1 protein-coding gene and 1 pseudogene are annotated in these 687 nt (G+C 65.6%); one reads left to right on the forward strand and one right to left on the reverse strand.

Annotation, left to right across the window (positions count from 1 at the left end; genetic code table 11):
- Window positions 1-492: SRPBCC family protein (locus IMZ11_RS43070; RefSeq protein ID WP_305075952.1), on the reverse strand; the 492-nt coding region annotated here is incomplete at its 3' end.
- A 15-nt stretch (window positions 493-507) separates the two neighbouring features.
- On the opposite strand from IMZ11_RS43070, the pseudogene IMZ11_RS43075 reads away from it, so the two are divergent.
- Window positions 508-687, forward strand: a pseudogene (locus IMZ11_RS43075) (hypothetical protein); the annotation flags it as partial.

Raw genomic sequence — 687 nt, forward strand, 5'->3', positions numbered from 1 at the left:
CCGCTCAGCCGGGAACGGCGTGCCTTCGGCCATGCCCATCAGGGCGCCCTGCGTATTCACGTAGGCGTCCCACACCTCTTCGTCGCTGAGTGCGCCGGCGAGTCGCGGGCTCGGCACCCCGTAGAGGGATTCAGATTTGCCCGTGTGGCCCCAGATCTTCTGCGGCGCGTACACGTCGTCCATGCACCGGTGCAGTTCAGGGTGAAGGGTCTGGACATGATAGGTCTCGCTGTAGCCGTCGGCGATGGTCTTCCAGTTGGCTTCGACGTCGATGGTCATCGTTGCGTAGCAACGGAAGTCGCCCAGTCCGCACCAGGCGATGTCGACAGGGACCGCCTCGAGGTAATCGGCCAGCGGCATGGCGTCGGGGTCCAGGTTGACGAAGACCAACCGCTCCCACGTGTCGACCCGGACGGGCGCCAGAGGGAACTCGGACATGTGCACGGTCCCGAACCCCTTCCGGTTCGGAATCCGCTTGAGCGTGCCCGCCAAGTCCCATGTCCAGCCGTGATACCCGCATTTCAGCTCGCGCAGCTCGAGATGGAGCGCATGTGGCCGCGGGCGTGGCAGCAGGCCTGCACCGTCGACCACGTTGCCGACCCGGGCGACTACTTCGAATACCGTTGCGGCCCCTATTCGGTGCTCATCGTCCGCGGCGACGACGGCCAGTTGCGCGCCTTCCAGAAC

Origin of the sequence: Microtetraspora sp. AC03309 (assembly GCF_020826795.1) — a bacterium.
GTDB lineage: Bacteria > Actinomycetota > Actinomycetes > Streptosporangiales > Streptosporangiaceae > Microtetraspora > Microtetraspora glauca.